Here is a 14,669-nt window from a genome sequence, read left to right as displayed (position 1 = left end):
AAATGAGTAAATATACAGAAGACGATTTAAGAGAAGAGCTTAAAACCAAAGAGTACGAATATGGTTTTTATACAGACATAGACTCTGAAACTTTTCCTGTTGGCTTAAATGAAGATATTGTACGCGCAATTTCTAAGAAAAAGGAAGAACCAGAATGGATGACAGAATGGAGACTAGAAGCCTTTAAAGTTTGGAAAGCGATGGAAGAGCCTGAATGGGCAAATGTTAATTATGAAAAACCAGATTTTCAAGCTATATCATATTATTCTGCACCTAATAGCAAACCAAAATATGATAGTTTAGACGAAGTAGATCCTGAACTTTTAGCTACGTTTGAAAAATTAGGAATTTCTATTGATGAGCAAAAAAAATTAGCCAATGTCGCTATGGATGTTGTAGTAGATTCTGTTTCTGTTGCAACTACTTTTAAAAAGACATTAGGAGAAAAGGGAATAATTTTTATGAGTATTTCTGAAGCTATAAAAGAGCATCCAGAACTTGTAAAAAAATATATTGGTACAGTTGTTCCAACTAAAGACAATTTTTATGCTGCACTTAACTCTGCAGTGTTTAGTGATGGATCATTCTGTTATATTCCAAAAGGAGTACGTTGCCCAATGGAGCTATCAACTTATTTTAGAATAAACCAAGCAGGAACAGGGCAGTTTGAAAGAACGCTAGTTATTGCAGACGAAGGTAGTTATGTATCATACCTAGAAGGTTGTACTGCACCAAGTCGTGATGAGAACCAATTACATGCTGCTGTAGTGGAGCTTATTGCTTTAGATGATGCAGAAATAAAATATTCTACTGTACAAAATTGGTATCCAGGTAATGCTGAAGGAAAAGGTGGTGTATTCAATTTTGTAACCAAAAGAGGCTTATGTGAGAAAAACGCAAAAATCTCATGGACACAAGTAGAAACTGGAAGTGCTGTAACATGGAAATATCCTTCTTGTATATTAAAAGGAGATAACTCTGTAGGAGAATTCTACTCTATAGCAGTAACAAACAATTACCAACAAGCAGATACTGGAACTAAAATGATTCATTTGGGTAAAAACACCAAATCGACTATTATTTCTAAAGGAATTTCTGCAGGAAAATCTCAAAATTCATATCGTGGATTAGTACAAGTAAGTTCTCGTGCAGACAATGCTCGTAATTTCTCACAATGCGATAGTTTACTAATGGGCAATGAATGTGGTGCACATACATTTCCATACATAGAAGCAAAGAATAAAACGGCTATGATAGAGCACGAAGCTACTACTAGTAAAATTGGTGAAGATCAAATTTTCTATTGTAACCAACGTGGTATTGACACAGAAAAGGCTATTGCTTTAATTGTAAACGGTTTTAGTAAAGAAGTATTAAATAAATTACCAATGGAATTTGCTGTTGAAGCACAAAAACTTTTAGAAATTAGTCTTGAAGGCTCTGTTGGATAAATTAATCGTTATGAAAAAAGTAATTCTGTTATTAATACTTATCATTAGCTTCATATCTTGTAAAGATTTTAAAAAGGGAGTAGAAGATGGTTATAATGCAGCACAAGAAGAAGCTGAACTTAAAAAAACTGAAGTAAAACTATATACTTTAGATGGCGGTAATGTATTAGTAAATAAACTAGAGATTTTTGCGCAAGACGATGCCTTTAAAGGACAATCGAAAACTTTTGCAGATGCCTTTTACATTGTTGAGCACCCTAATGGCCGTTTACTTTGGGATGCAGGTTTAGCAGAAGGCTTAGTTGGGCAAGAACCATTTACCACTCCAAATGGCGCTTTTACAGTATCTAGAAAAGATTCAATAGTCTCTCAATTAAAAGCTTTGAATTTAACACCAAAAGATTTTAATTACATAGCATTATCACACTCTCATTTTGATCACACTGGATCTGCTTCAAAATTTTCAGAGGCAACATGGTTAGTTCAAGAAAGTGAATATAATTTTATCACTAGTGATGAACAAAAAAAAGGAGACAATTATCCTCCAATAGCGACATTAACAAAAGTAAAAAAGCTTAATGGTGATCATGATGTTTTTGGCGATGGCACAGTGATTATAAAATCTATGCCAGGACATACACCTGGTCATCAAGTATTATATTTAAATTTAGCTGAAGCTGGTTCTATTTTACTTACTGGAGATTTATATCATTTACAAGAAAATAGAGACAATCGTGGTGTACCTAGTTTCAACTTTAATGTAGATCAAACATTAAAAAGTATGGATGCTTTTGAAGCCTTTGCTAAAGAAACCAATGCAAAAGTTTACATTCAACATTCTGTAGAAGATTTTAATAAATTACCTAAATATCCTAAATTCTTAAAATAATGATGAAGCATATTTTAATATTACTTTTATGTGTTTTTGTTTTTACAAGCTGTAAAAATGAAACGAAGTCCGAAACAACAACTATTGGTGCAGATGGCCCTGAAAAAACTGAAAAACAAAGCGACGGATTAACCTTATTGAAAGGCGAATTCATTTATTTTGCTGATGCAGCTGTATTACAAGTAGGAAATTCTGTTTATGGTGTTGTTATAGATGACAAAATGCAAGAATTATATAAAATGGGAGCATCGCATAGAAAAGAATCTACAGATGGTATCATGGCAGAAATAAGAGGTAAAATAATACCAAAACCTGAAGCAGAGGAAGGTTGGCCATATAGAGTTGAAATAAAAGAAATTATAAACGTCAAAAAATTAGATCCAAAACAAAACGAAGTCGTTAAAATTGGTCAATAAACATATGTTACAAATTAAAGATTTACACGCAAGTGTTGAAGATAAGTCTATTTTAAAAGGAATTAACCTTGAAGTAAAAGCAGGAGAAGTACATGCTATTATGGGTCCAAATGGATCTGGAAAAAGTACATTAGCTTCTGTTATAGCAGGAAAAGAAGAGTATGAAGTTGAGAAAGGCGAAATCATTCTTGAAGGTGAAGATCTAGAAGAATTAGCTGCAGAAGAACGTGCACATAAAGGCATCTTTTTATCGTTTCAATATCCTGTTGAGATTCCTGGAGTTTCGGTAACGAACTTTATGAAAACCGCTATAAACGAAACGCGTAAAGCTAAAGGCCTTGAAGATATGCCTGCTAAGGACATGCTTAAAATGATTCGTGAAAAATCTGAACTTTTAGAAATAGATCGCAAATTCTTATCTCGCTCATTAAACGAAGGATTTTCTGGTGGAGAAAAGAAACGTAATGAGATTTTTCAAATGGCAATGTTAGAACCAAAATTAGCCATCTTAGATGAGACCGATTCTGGTTTAGATATTGATGCGCTTCGTATTGTTGCCAATGGTGTTAACAAATTAAAATCCAAAGATAATGCTGTAGTTGTAATTACGCATTACCAACGTTTATTAGACCATATTGTACCAGATTTTGTACATGTTTTATATAATGGCCGTATTGTAAAATCTGGAGGAAAAGAACTAGCTCATGAGTTAGAAGAAAAAGGTTACGATTGGATTAAAGAAGAAGTAGACGCTTAGACAATGGATTTAAAAGAAAAATTAGTAACCTCATTTTTAGCATTCGAAAATCGTGTAGACGTAGATTCGCCTGTTCACGACATTAGAAATGAAGCTTTAAAGACGTTTGAAAATACTGGCTTTCCTTCTAAAAAAGAAGAAGCTTGGAAGTATACTTCATTAAACAGTGTTTTAAAACATGATTACAGTGTATTCCCAAAGCAAGAAAATGCCTTAGAATATAAAGACATAAAAAAATATTTTATTCACGATATAGATACGTATAAAATTATTTTTATTGATGGGAAATATTCATCTCATTTATCTCAAGTCACTCATGATGGTATTGACGTTTGCTTAATGTCTTCTGCTTTAAACAAAGATAAATACAAGCCTGTAATTGAAAATTATTTTAATAAGATTGCAACAAAAGATAGTTTAGCATCTTTAAATACTGCTTTTTCAAACGAAGGCGCTTATATATATATCCCAAAGAATAAAGCTGTAGAAAAACCAATACAAATTATTCATTTTTCTACAGGAAATGAATCGGCAGTTTTATTACAACCACGAAATTTAATTGTTGTAGAAGAGAATTCTCATGTTCAAATTATAGAACGCCACCAAAGCTTAACAGATAATCCTGTATTAACTAATAGTGTCACTGAAATTTTTGCAAATAAACGCGCTATTGTAGACTATTATAAAGTTCAAAATGATAATCAAAATGCATCTTTAATAGATCATACATTTGTTGAGCAAAAAGAGCAAACAAATTGTTTTGTACATACATTTTCTTTTGGAGGAAAATTAACTCGTAATAATCTTAACTTTTACCAAAATGGTGAACATATGGATTCTACAATGAAAGGCATTACCATTATTGGTGACAAACAACATGTAGATCATAATACTTTAGTGCATCATATAGAACCAAATTGCGAAAGTCATCAAGATTACAAAGGTATTTTCGCAGATAGCTCTACAGGTGTTTTTAATGGAAAAGTAATTGTTGAAAAAGAAGCGCAAAAAACCAACGCATTTCAAGCAAATAATAACATTTTATTAAGTGATAAAGCTGCTATAAATACTAAGCCTCAATTAGAGATTTTTGCAGATGATGTAAAATGTTCTCATGGTTGTACTATTGGTCAATTAGACGAAAGTGCTTTGTTTTATATGAAACAACGTGGTATTCCAGAAAAAGAAGCCAGAGCTTTATTAATGTTCGCTTTTAGTAATAATGTTTTAGACTCGGTTAAAATTCCAGAATTAAAACAACGCATTACCAAACTAATTGCTAATAAATTAGGAGTAAATATTGGTTTCGATCTTTAATGCTAGATATAAAAAACATAAGGCAAGATTTTCCTATACTTAATAGACAAGTAAACGGTAAACCACTAGTGTATTTTGATAATGCTGCAACGTCTCAAACGCCTCAGCAAGTTATTGATGTTATTGTAGACTATTACACTAACTATAACGCAAATATTCATAGAGGTGTTCACTCTTTAAGTCAAGAAGCAACAGATAAATACGAACAGGCACGTAATACAATACAAAACCATTTTAATGCTAAACACGCTTACGAAATTATACTAACCTCAGGAACAACAGAGAGTATTAATTTAATAGCGCATGGTTTTACTTCATTACTACAAAAAGAGGACGAAATTATTGTTTCGGCATTAGAACACCATAGTAATATTGTGCCTTGGCAAATGCTATGTGAAAAAACTGGAGCTATATTAAAAGTTATTCCAATGAACTTAAATGGTGAGTTGGAAATGGACACCTATTCGGCACTATTATCTGATAAAACAAAATTGGTCTTTGTAAATCATATTTCAAATGCTTTAGGAACCATCAATCCTATAGAATCAATTATAAAACAAGCCCATCAAGTTGGCGCAGCTGTTTTAATAGATGGCGCACAAGCTTGTCCACATATTAAGCCAGATGTTCAAGCATTAGATGTAGATTTTTACGTCGCTTCTGCTCATAAAATTTGTGGACCAACTGGAGTTGGTATGCTATATGGTAAAGAAGAATGGCTAGAAAAACTACCACCATATCAAGGTGGTGGAGAAATGATTGCAACTGTTAGCTTTGAAAAAACGACTTATGCTGGTTTACCACATAAGTTTGAAGCTGGAACACCAAATATTTGTGGTGGAATTGCTTTTGCAGCTGCTATTGATTATATGAATAGTATTGGGTTTAATGCAATTTCTAGTTACGAAAACGAACTACTGGACTATGCTACAGAAAAGTTACTTGATATTGAAGGCTTAAAAATTTATGGCACTTCTAAAAACAAAACGTCAGTTATTAGTTTTAATATAGAAAACATTCACCCTTATGATGTTGGTACCTTATTAGATAAAATGGGTATTGCCGTTCGTACTGGACATCATTGTGCGCAACCTATTATGGACTTCTTCAAAATTCCAGGAACTATTCGTGCTTCTTTTGCTTTTTACAATACCAAAGAGGAAATTGATACTTTAGTTGAAGCTGTTAAAAAAGCAAAAATGATGCTTTCTTAGTCTTATTTCATTTAAAAGTGGTCTAAAATCTTTTTCCTAACGAAGCACTTTTTATAATATTATCTTTTGCTTAGCATTAATTAACTAACAAAAAACACTTTAACATCCTACCTTAACATTATAGAATGTAAGTTACTTAAATGCCTTAAAGAAGTTTATCTAGAGATTGTTTAATAGCAAGATTGTGGTGGCTCCGAGTGTACAGAAACGCTTAAAGGAGGCATTATTTAAACTTTTGTTATATATGTTTTAGCCTGGATAATTTTATAGCAGGTGCATCTATATTTAGCGTCATTCAATACAACTATATCATTTATTGTATTTATAAAAGCTTATTTTTTAACAATTCATCATTTTTTTAGTTAAAATATACATATATTGGTCAAATATTACAACTGAATACCTGGTATTTATGAAAAAACTAACCCTAGGCATAGTAGCTATTACTTTTTTATTCACCTCATGTAATGACGATAATAGTGACGAAATTCTAGACCAATCTGCAATAGATATGTCTAGTTTCTATCTATATACAAATGCCGATTCTGAAGAACCAATAAGAATTGCTGAAGGTAAATCTGTATGTTATTCTATGGTAAATCTTAACAGATTACTAAATGAAAACAAAGGGTTAAATAAAATAATGTATGACATAGAATACAATACTCGTGATTTTATTAAAAAAAAACCCGGTAATGGTAATGGAGGAAATCCTAACAACGGAGGAAATACACCTCCTAAAGTTGACAATTTAGGAGTGGTAAACATTCCTATTTATGTACATGTTATCTATAGTAACTCACAACAAAATATAAGTAGCGCACAAATTAATTCTCAAATTACAGTGTTAAACAATGATTTTAGAAAAACTAACAGTGATGCTAACCAAGTACCATTAGAATTTGCTGATTTGGCTGCAGATACAGAAATCAACTTCTCTTTAGCAGGAACATATAAGTATGCTAATTCTAGAGTGTCTTGGGGTACTAATGATGCAATGAAAGTTGCTTATCCTCCAGTAACACCAGATACTCACCTAAATATTTGGATATGTAACATTGGTAATGGAATATTAGGTTACGCCCAATTTCCTGGTGGCCCATCTGAAACAGATGGTATAGTAATATCTCCACAATATTTTGGAACTCAAGGTTTTGTTTCTGCGCCTTATAATGGAGGTAGAACTGCAACTCATGAAGTAGGTCACTATCTAAACTTACGACATATTTGGGGTGATGGAAGATGTAAAAAAGATGATTTTGTAGTAGATACACCAACATCAGACGGACCTAACTACGGGTGCCCATCTTACCCAACTAAAAACTGCCGTTCTAACGATATGACAATGAACTATATGGATTATACTGATGATGCTTGTATGTCTATGTTCTCTGAAGGTCAAAAATCTCGTATGAGAGCCATTTTACAGCCTGGAGCATCACGAGCTTCTTTATCTGGAAATTAATCGACAAAAAAAATATTTTATTGGTTATTTTAGTACCTACAGCGCTACAAAACCTTAGTCATTAGCTTTTATTTAAAAGGTATTAATGATATTTGATCACACTTATTAGATAATTAAACATTACTCTTCTTACTCGATACTATTGTATACAACTAATATATTTCTTTAAGACACCAAGAACTATTAGAACTTCTTTTACTTATACAATTCAAAAAGAACAGGTAAATATCTTAGTTTAAACATAAAAAAATAAGACGCTATTTATTATAAAAACTCTTAAGGACACTTAAATTCACTTACTAAGTATTTCGTCGATAAAATGCTTTTTTTTTTGAGTTGTTTTACAAAAATACGCTTTATCGAATATTTTTACCATACATCTATATAGCTGGTTATTTATCGAAAAACGAATGATTTTTTTATCAATTCAATATTTTTTTCTGTTAAAATATATATATTCGTCAAAATTATAATTAAATACCTAACTTTTTATGAAAAAATTAATCCTAAGTATGGCTGCAATGGCCTTTTTATTCACCTCATGTAATGATGATAAAAGTGAAGAACTTCAAGATCAATCTAAAGTAGATATGTCTGACTTTTACCTTTATACAGATGCCGATACAGATGAACACTCAAGACTTGCACAAGGGAAAACTGCATGTTATTCTATGGTAAACCTTAATAGGTTACTAAATGAAGACAAAGAACTGCACAAAAAAATGTACGACATAGAATACAACACACGTAACTTTATTGCTAACAAACCTGGAAATGGTAACGGTGGAAATCCAAACGGTGGTGGCGGTACTACACCACCTCCAACAGATAATTTAGGCGTAGTAAACATTCCTGTTTATGTACATGTTATCTATAGCAATTCGCAACAAAACATTAGTGATGCTCAAATTAACTCACAAATGAACGTACTAAACGACGATTTTAGAAAAACTAATAGTGATGCTAACCAAACGCCTTCTGAATTTGCTGGTTTGGCTGCAGATAGTGAAATTACTTTCTCTTTAGCAGGAACATTTAGACATTCTAATTCTCAAGCGTCTTGGGGAACTAACGATGCTATGAAAGTAGCTTATCCTCCTGTAACACCAGAGACTCATTTAAACATATGGGTTTGTAACATTGGTGGTGGAATATTAGGATATGCACAATTCCCAGGTGGAGCTTCTGCAACAGATGGTGTAGTAGTATCTCCTCAATATTTTGGAACTCAAGGTTTTGTTTCTGCACCATTTGATGGAGGAAGAACAACAACTCATGAAGTTGGACATTACTTAAACTTACGCCATATTTGGGGTGATGGAAGATGTAAAAGAGATGATTTCGTAGCAGATACACCAAGTTCTGATGCTCCTAACTACGGTTGCCCATCTTACCCAACAGTTAATTGTCGTTCTAATGATATGACAATGAATTACATGGATTACACTGATGATGCATGTATGACTATGTTCTCTGAAGGTCAAAAATCTCGTATGAGAGCTGTTTTACAGCCTGGCGCATCAAGAGCTTCTTTATCAGGAAACTAGTATTATTAAACATAAATATAAAAAGACGCCAACTTTGGCGTCTTTTTTGTATTATTATATATATTAGAAAAAAACAATGACGATGAAAACAATTACAATACTATTTTTTACTATCATTTTTAATGCTTGCGGTAGTACAAAATCTACTGCAAACATAGCAGAAAACAATAAGGATCAAAATCCTATTAATGGTTTATTTACTGTTACCAAATTAGATGTTCATGAAGGCCTAGCCCAAAAACTAACACTTAAATTTAATGATAGTTCTAAAAGAGTATCTGGTTTTTTAGGATGTAATACCTTTACGGGAAGCTATGTTGTTAACAATAACAATTTAACATTTAAAGATCTTAGTTATACAGAAAAAATGTGTGAGAAAGGTAGTAACACTTTAGAAAGTAAAATGCTAAAGTGTTTAGAAAAAACAGAACATTTTAAAATTGAAAATAATACTATTACACTTTTAAAAGGCGCTACAGAATTACTTACTGCTAAAAAGAATACAGAAGAGAAAATGGCACAAGATAACAATACTACTATAACATACAGAGCACATACAAGAGGTAGTTTTAAAAAAATAATTTTAGATAATAAAACTATAAGTGTACAAGATAACGTTAATGGAAAACCAACTCTAAAAAGCTGTTCTAATGAAGATTGGAGTAAGCTAATGAACATGGTTTCAGATTATAATTTAAAAAGCTTAAGCACATTAGAGGCACCTTCTAAGGCTTTTCAATATGATGGTGCACCAATTACAAACTTTACTATTGTTAAAGATGGTAATACTTATGACGTTCCTCCATTTGATGCTGGTAACCCACATAAAGATATTGCCCCTTTAATAAATATGGTTTTAAATATTGCTAAAGAAACCAAACAATAGATGTAAAGATTTCCGTAATTTTGCATTTGTAAAACGAATAATACAAATGCAAAGCATACAAGAGATACAAGCAGAAATTATTGATGAGTTTTCAATGTTTGAAGATTGGGAAGAACGCTATCAATATATGATAGATTTAGGAAAGGAATTACCTCTTATTAACGACCAATATAAAACAGAAAACAATATTATTAAAGGTTGCCAAAGTAAGGTTTGGGTTCATGCTGAAATGCTTGAAGACAAAGTTGCTTTTACGGCAGATAGTGACGCCATAATTACAAAAGGTATTATAGCCATTTTAATTAGAGTGTTTTCTAATCAACACCCAAAAGATATTATTGAGGCTAATACCGATTTTATTGATCAAATTGGCTTAAAAGAACACTTATCACCTACAAGAGCAAATGGTTTAGTTAGTATGATAAAGCAACTTAAAATGTATGCTATAGCATACCAAACACAGTTAAAATAAAATGAGCGATACAACAATAGACACTATAGAACTTGGTGAAAAAATAGTAAAGGTTTTAAAAACCATATTCGATCCTGAAATACCAGTAGACATCTATGAATTAGGATTAATTTATGATGTTTTTGTAAATGAAGATTACGATGTAAAAATCTTAATGACGTTAACAACGCCTAATTGTCCTGTAGCAGAAACGCTACCATTAGAAGTTGAAGAAAAAGTAAAATCACTTAAAGATGTTAAAGACGCAGAAGTAGAAATTACCTTCGATCCACCTTGGACACAAGACCTAATGAGTGAAGAAGCTAAATTAGAATTAGGAATGCTTTAAATTCTATTATGGCAAATGAAATAGTAAATCGCGTAGCGAATAGTAAACTAATGGTATTTGATCTTGAAGATTTATACCCTGAAGGAGAACGCAGACTATTTGATATTAAAGATTGGTTATACGAAGGTTTAGTATTACGAGAAAAAGACTTTCGTGAACAAGTTAAAAACTATAATTGGTCTCAACATAAAAATCAATATATAGCCATAACTTGTTCTACAGATGCAATTATTCCCGCTTGGGCTTTTATGCTTTTGGTCGTTAATTTAGAACCGTTTGTCGAAAAAGCAATAATTGGTTCTTTAGAGGATTTAGAGACCTCAATTTACCAAGATATTATTAATGAAATTGATATAGATTCTTATAGAGACAAACCCATTATTGTAAAGGGCTGTGCCAATAAGCCAGTGCCTGTAAACGCTTACACTATGGCCATTAAAAAATTAAAACCTATAGCCAAGTCACTTATGTATGGAGAAGCGTGCTCTTCTGTACCACTTTTTAAACGTTAACTACTTCACGATATATTAATCAAATATCTGACTATCAATTAGTTATAATATTGTTCTGTTTTTGGTAAAATTCGTACAAAGTCTATCTTTGTTTTCGTTTTAGAAAATCAACAATTAAAAATTAAATCAACAATTATGAAAAAATTAATAATCTTATCTGCTTTTATAGTTGGTACATTTTCAATAAATGCGCAAACTAAAGATGAGCTTCAAACTCAAAAAGCTGAAAAACAAGCAGAAGCTGATAAATTTCAAGCAGAAGCTGATGCTTTACAAGCCCAGATAGATGCTTTACCAGGATGGACAAAAGGTGCATTTGGTACTATAGGAGGAAGTCTTTCTCAATTTAACAATTGGTATTCTCAAGGTTCTCCTAATAACAACTCTGCTAACTTAGGATTTACTGTAAATGGTTTTGCTAATTTAAAGCAAGAGAAATTTTTCTGGAGAAACTCTGCAAACATTAACCTTGCATGGGTTAAATTAGACGATAGAGATGACCCAACAGATAGCGATGATTTTAGAGAAGCTACAGATGTCTTTAATATTTCGTCTTTATATGGTAGAAATATTAGTAAAACATTTGCTATTTCTGCTTTAGGAGAATATAGAACGACTATTTTAAATAATTTTAATGATCCTGGCTATTTAGATTTAGGTGTTGGTGCTACTTGGAACCCATTAGAAAATTTATTCGTGGTTATTCACCCATTAAACTACAACTTTGTTTTTGCTAAAAACGATGCTGTTTTCGAATCATCTTTAGGGGCAAAAATTGTTGCAGATTATACACGTCAATTTGGAGCTATTAGCTTCAAATCTAACTTCTCAACGTTTCAAAGTTACAAATCTGGAGATTTATCTAACTGGACTTGGATAAACTCTTTTGGTTATACTTTATGGAAGAGAATTGGTGTAGGTTTTGATTTTGGTTTAAGAAATAATAAACAAGAAGCATTAAATGCTGCCTTTGCAGGTTTTAATAACTTATCTGCCGCAGACCAATTAACTACTTCAGTACCAACTTTTGGAAATGTAGATAATAAATTACAAACATACTGGGTACTTGGTTTAAGCTATAACTTATAGTCACAAAGTACACGTTAATAAAAAAGGCGAAACACATATGTTTCGCCTTTTTTTATTTTTCATTAGCCATATTATTATAATCATAATCTGGATATAGAAAATGATTATAGGGAAAACGAGTTATATGTATGTCTCTAACCTCATCATAAACACGCTTCTTAAAATCTTCAAGGTTTTGTTTATTTAAAGCCGAAATAAACAGCGCATTGTTTTCTCCTACTCTATTCATCCATGTTTTTTTCCATTCTGCAAGCGAATAATGTGCTTCGGTACGTTCTACTATTAAATCTGTTTCATCGTATGGTTTCGCCTTATAAGCATCAATTTTATTAAAGACCATAATGGTAGGTTTATCACTACTATGTATTTCTCCTAAAATCTTATTTACAGATGCAATATGGTCTTCAAAATTAGGGTGTGATATATCTACAACATGCAATAATAAATCGGCTTCACGAACCTCATCTAATGTACTTTTAAAACTTTCCACCAATTGTGTTGGCAGTTTTCTTATAAATCCAACCGTATCACTTAATAAAAATGGTAAATTTTGAATAACTACTTTTCTAACCGTAGTATCTAAAGTTGCAAATAGCTTATTTTCTGCAAAAACAGCACTTTTACTTACCGTATTCATTAAAGTAGATTTCCCAACATTAGTATAACCTACTAAAGCAACACGCACCATTTTACCACGATTACCGCGTTGCACAGACATTTGCTTATCTATTGTTTTAATTTTGGCTTTTAATAAAGAAATGCGGTCACGGACAATACGTCTATCTGTCTCGATTTCTGTTTCTCCAGGACCACGCATACCAATACCACCTTTTTGTCGCTCAAGGTGAGTCCACATACCTTTTAAACGCGGTAATAAATATTCACACTGCGCCAATTCTACTTGTGTTCTAGCATAACTTGTTTGTGCGCGTTGCGCAAAAATATCTAGAATAAGATTAGTTCTATCTAGTACTTTACAATTAAGTATTTTACTTATATTTCGTTCTTGAGCAGAAGACAATTCATCATCAAAAATAGCAGTACCAATATTATTATCTTCTATAAATTGACGTACATCTTCCATTTTCCCTGTTCCAATAAAGGTTTTAGGGTTAGGCATATCCATTTTTTGCATGAATCTTTTTTTTACTTCTCCACCAGCAGTAAAGGTTAAAAATTCTAACTCATCCAAATATTCTTTTGCTTTATCTTCGTCTTGATCTCTAGTTACAACACCTATAAGTACTGCACTTTCTAATTCTATGTCTTTCTTTTCTAGCATAAATACATTTAAAGCACAAAGTTAAACAATTGAAAGCAGATAAAATTTGCTATTTTTAACTCCATTAAAACCAAAAGTATTGAAATTAAATCTCTTTAAATCTAAAGTAAAAAGACATGCTATCGCTTTTTATAATATTGAAAACTTATTTGATATTTATGATGATGAGTTAACACGTGATGATGATTTTGTTCCAACTTCTGAAAAACGTTGGACTATTAAACGTTATAAAAACAAACTTCGTAAAATAGGTTATGCTATTTCTAATATTGGAAAAAAAGACACCAAAAAGCACCCTGCTATTGTTGGATTAGCAGAAGTTGAAAATGAAGATGTATTAAAAGATCTAGTAGCTTCAAAACATTTAGAAGAGTATAACTATAAATTTGTTCACTATGATTCTCCTGATGAACGCGGAATTGATGTGGCATTACTTTACGATGAAACAATATTTAAAGTTGCTTTTTCTAAAACGTTTACTGTAGATTTATTAGATGAAGATGGTGATGTGGATTATACTAGAGATATTTTATTAGTTAGTGGCTTATTTGAAGGATTAGAACTTCACTTAATAGTAAACCATTGGCCTTCTAGGCGTAGTGGTGATGTAGAAACCGAATATAAAAGACTAAAAGCGTCTCAAAAAGTTACAGAAGTTATCTCAGAATTAAAAGAAAAGGATCCAAATGCTAAAGTGATTGTAATGGGAGATTTTAACGATGATCCATCCAGTAAAAGTATTAAGGCTCTAGAACTAAGCCATGGATTGTTTAACCCTATGCAAACACTAATGTCTCATGATCGTGGCACTACAAGTTACCATCAAAAATGGAATTTGTTTGATCAATTTTTAATTACTCATAATTTTTTTGAACGTAAAAAAAATACGCTTCGTTATGTAGACGCTAATATTTTTGATGAAGATTTTTTAAAAGAGTTTGATGGAAAGTATAAAGGAAGTCCATATAGAACCTATGTTGGAAAGCGTTATAAAGGTGGATATAGTGATCATTTTCCAGTATATATGATACTAAAAAAATAAAA

15 protein-coding genes are annotated in these 14,669 nt (G+C 31.8%); 14 read left to right on the top strand and 1 reads right to left on the bottom strand.

All coding sequences use genetic code 11. From position 1 onward, the window contains the following. The first annotated feature begins 2 nt into the window (after positions 1-2). From sufB to Q0997_RS02350, 13 genes are all read left to right on the top strand, one after another. Positions 3-1,451, top strand: coding sequence for a Fe-S cluster assembly protein SufB (gene sufB / locus Q0997_RS02410; RefSeq protein WP_299884074.1), 1,449 nt, complete (start codon positions 3-5; stop codon positions 1,449-1,451). A gap of 10 nt (positions 1,452-1,461) precedes the next feature. After that, positions 1,462-2,340 (top strand): N-acyl homoserine lactonase family protein, encoded by an 879-nt coding sequence (locus Q0997_RS02405; protein ID WP_299884072.1) that lies wholly within the window; start codon positions 1,462-1,464, stop codon positions 2,338-2,340. Continuing rightward, positions 2,340-2,756 carry a hypothetical protein gene (locus Q0997_RS02400; RefSeq protein WP_299884071.1) on the top strand — a complete coding sequence of 139 codons (417 nt, stop codon included), beginning with the start codon at positions 2,340-2,342 and terminating at the stop codon, positions 2,754-2,756. Before Q0997_RS02405 ends, Q0997_RS02400 begins: the two co-directional genes overlap by 1 nt. A 4-nt stretch (positions 2,757-2,760) precedes the next feature. After that, the gene (sufC, locus tag Q0997_RS02395) at positions 2,761-3,513 is read left to right on the top strand and encodes a Fe-S cluster assembly ATPase SufC (RefSeq protein ID WP_299884069.1); all 753 of its coding nucleotides are present in this window, start codon (positions 2,761-2,763) and stop codon (positions 3,511-3,513) included. Positions 3,514-3,516: 3 nt separating this feature from the next. Then, the gene (sufD, locus tag Q0997_RS02390; protein ID WP_299884067.1) at positions 3,517-4,830 is read left to right on the top strand and encodes a Fe-S cluster assembly protein SufD; all 1,314 of its coding nucleotides are present in this window, start codon (positions 3,517-3,519) and stop codon (positions 4,828-4,830) included. Next, the gene (locus Q0997_RS02385; RefSeq protein ID WP_299884065.1) at positions 4,830-6,044 is read left to right on the top strand and encodes an aminotransferase class V-fold PLP-dependent enzyme; all 1,215 of its coding nucleotides are present in this window, start codon (positions 4,830-4,832) and stop codon (positions 6,042-6,044) included. The genes sufD and Q0997_RS02385 overlap by 1 nt, the downstream gene beginning before the upstream one ends. A 412-nt stretch (positions 6,045-6,456) precedes the next feature. After that, positions 6,457-7,509: a zinc metalloprotease gene (locus Q0997_RS02380; protein WP_299884063.1), complete on the top strand. Its 1,053-nt coding sequence runs from the start codon at positions 6,457-6,459 to the stop codon at positions 7,507-7,509. 491 nt (positions 7,510-8,000) lie between these two features. Then, entirely contained in the window at positions 8,001-9,056 is a 1,056-nt protein-coding gene (locus Q0997_RS02375; RefSeq protein ID WP_299884061.1) for a zinc metalloprotease, read from the top strand. Between the two features lie 82 nt (positions 9,057-9,138). After that, entirely contained in the window at positions 9,139-9,942 is an 804-nt protein-coding gene (locus Q0997_RS02370) for an META domain-containing protein (RefSeq protein ID WP_299884059.1), read from the top strand. Positions 9,943-9,988: 46 nt separating this feature from the next. Beyond that, the gene (locus Q0997_RS02365; RefSeq protein ID WP_299884057.1) at positions 9,989-10,414 is read left to right on the top strand and encodes a SufE family protein; all 426 of its coding nucleotides are present in this window, start codon (positions 9,989-9,991) and stop codon (positions 10,412-10,414) included. Position 10,415: 1 nt separating this feature from the next. Beyond that, entirely contained in the window at positions 10,416-10,742 is a 327-nt protein-coding gene (locus Q0997_RS02360; protein WP_299884055.1) for a DUF59 domain-containing protein, read from the top strand. A gap of 8 nt (positions 10,743-10,750) precedes the next feature. After that, positions 10,751-11,254: a DUF2480 family protein gene (locus tag Q0997_RS02355; protein ID WP_299884053.1), complete on the top strand. Its 504-nt coding sequence runs from the start codon at positions 10,751-10,753 to the stop codon at positions 11,252-11,254. Positions 11,255-11,389: 135 nt separating this feature from the next. After that, positions 11,390-12,343: a DUF3078 domain-containing protein gene (locus Q0997_RS02350; RefSeq protein WP_299884051.1), complete on the top strand. Its 954-nt coding sequence runs from the start codon at positions 11,390-11,392 to the stop codon at positions 12,341-12,343. A 52-nt stretch (positions 12,344-12,395) separates the two neighbouring features. On the opposite strand, the gene hflX is transcribed toward Q0997_RS02350, so the two are convergent. After that, positions 12,396-13,625, bottom strand: a complete 1,230-nt coding sequence (gene hflX, locus Q0997_RS02345; protein WP_299884049.1) for a GTPase HflX — start codon at positions 13,623-13,625, stop codon at positions 12,396-12,398. 79 nt (positions 13,626-13,704) lie between these two features. On the opposite strand from hflX, the gene Q0997_RS02340 reads away from it, so the two are divergent. Beyond that, complete coding sequence (locus Q0997_RS02340) at positions 13,705-14,667, top strand: endonuclease/exonuclease/phosphatase family protein (protein WP_299884047.1); 963 nt, start codon at positions 13,705-13,707, stop codon at positions 14,665-14,667. Positions 14,668-14,669: the final 2 nt, after the last annotated feature.

It is taken from the genome of uncultured Lacinutrix sp., from assembly GCF_947500325.1.
GTDB lineage: Bacteria > Bacteroidota > Bacteroidia > Flavobacteriales > Flavobacteriaceae > Lacinutrix.
This window is presented reverse-complemented; position numbering and strand designations above follow the sequence as displayed.